2 protein-coding genes are annotated in these 1926 nt (G+C 38.2%); both read left to right on the forward strand.

Annotation, left to right across the window (positions count from 1 at the left end; genetic code table 11):
* Positions 1–22 precede the first annotated feature (22 nt).
* A complete protein-coding gene (locus H7254_RS10675; RefSeq protein WP_301932953.1) occupies positions 23–1534 on the forward strand; it encodes a RagB/SusD family nutrient uptake outer membrane protein in 1512 nt (503 codons plus the stop codon).
* Positions 1535–1554: 20 nt separating this feature from the next.
* The coding region (locus H7254_RS10680) for a hypothetical protein (protein WP_301932954.1) at positions 1555–1926 on the forward strand (372 nt) is incomplete at its 3' end.

Genomic DNA, 1926 nt, shown 5'->3' on the forward strand with positions numbered 1-1926 from the left:
GATTCTTTAAAGTAAAAATTATATGAAAAAATATTTAATAATAGCAGGTGGGTTAAGTTTTGTTTTTGCACTTAGCTCCTGTAAAAAATGGGTGGATTATAATCCGCATCAGGATTTTGTAGTTACCGCACAGGATTATTTGAAATCAGAAAGTGACTACCGCACAATGGAAATTAGCGTTTATACGCCGTTGCAATGGCTGAACCAGGTGGTACCCATCGGGGATATAGCCTCGGATAATGCCGTATCGGGCGGAGAAAGCGCTTCAGATGTTTTATCGCTTCAACAAATAGATGATTTTACACTAACACCTGTAAACAGTACCTTATCTGATATCTGGCAATCTGCCTACGAAGGTATTAACAGGGCCAACTATATGACTCAGTACAAGGATGCTAATCTTACAGGTACAAAAGTTGATTTCGCAGGTAAAGATGCCATGTATGGTGAAGTATATTTTTTAAGAGCATACTATTATTTTACGTTGGTTAAAATGTTTGGCGATGTTCCGTTTTTTGCAGATAAAAGATTGAGTTTAACCGATTCAAGATCTTTAAAAAGAACAGCAAAAGCAACCGTTTACAAACAGATAGAATTAGACTTAACCAATGCCATCGCTGCACTGCCGATTATGCAACAACAAAAGGGCAGAATAACAAAATTTGCAGCAAAAGCACTTTTAGGAAAAGTATTTTTATACCAGAATAAATATGATGCAGCAGCACCGGTTTTGCAGGATATCATCAATTCCAATCTATATAGTTTAGTGCCAAATTTTGGTTCTATGTTTTTATTTAGCGGAGAAAATGGCAACGAATCCGTATTTGAAATTCAATATTCCAACACATCGCCTTATTATAATTGGGGTGGCGCAACAAGGGGGCAGGGAAACTATGCCGTACAACAATGTGGCGTAAGGGGTTTAAATGGTTCGGGAAGTATGCCATATGCAGCAGGTTGGAGTACCAATTTGCCTTCTAAAAATTTGGCAGCAGCCTACCAACCCGGAGATACCAGGAAAGATGTAACTGTATTGGATATTGCTGCTTACAAAGCCAATAACCCTGCATTTAATATTACCTATCAGGATGCGCCTTATAAAAATACCGGTTTGTACAACCAGAAATATTTACCTAAAAAGGGAGAAACATCCGGACAGGTTGAGTTGAACTATGATAACAACCAAAGAATTATAAGGTATGCCGATGTTTTATTAATGGCGGCAGAAGCCTATGCTAAAAGTACGAGTGCAGACAATACAAAAGCACAGGGCTACTTAAATGCTGTACGCAGCAGGGCCTTTGGAGATAATGCACATAATAATACCGCAACAGGCAGTGCATTGTTTGATGCAATCATTGATGAAAGAAGACTGGAACTGGCCATGGAAGGTGATCGCTTTTTTGACCTGGTAAGAACAGGAAAAGCAGCCGCCGCTTTAGGGGCATCCTTTAAAGCAGGAAAACACGAATTGTTTCCCATTCCACAATCTGAGATCGATATATCCGGACTTACACAAAATACCGGTTACTAATATTAATTTTTAAATAAAATATGATGAATACATTAAAATATATATTTAAGATATCATTGCTCCTGCTACTTATTACTGGTTGTAAAAAAGATTTTTTTGGAGACATATCTTTCGCGAAATCTGCAGCAAAAGCAGCAAAATTAACGGTACTCTTTGATATCACTCAAGACAATACAGGCACGGTAACCATCACCCCAAACGGAGAAGGTGCAGTAGCTTATGATGTTTATTACGGTGATGCTACAACCACACCAATTAAATTGGATGCCGGAAAAAGTACGAAGCATATCTATGCAGAAGGCTTATATCCGGTAAAAATAATTGGCTACAATGTAAGTGGTCAAACAACTGAAATTACGCAGCAGCTGACAGTTTCTTTTAAGGCTCCTGAA

Source organism: Ferruginibacter sp., from assembly GCF_014377975.1.
In the GTDB taxonomy this organism is placed as follows: Bacteria; Bacteroidota; Bacteroidia; order Chitinophagales; family Chitinophagaceae; genus Ferruginibacter.

Bases quoted from the DNA above. Each gene is read 5' to 3' on its own strand.
- H7254_RS10675 (WP_301932953.1), top strand. From the start codon at position 23: ATGAAAAAATATTTAATAATAGCAGGTGGGTTAAGTTTTGTTTTTGCA.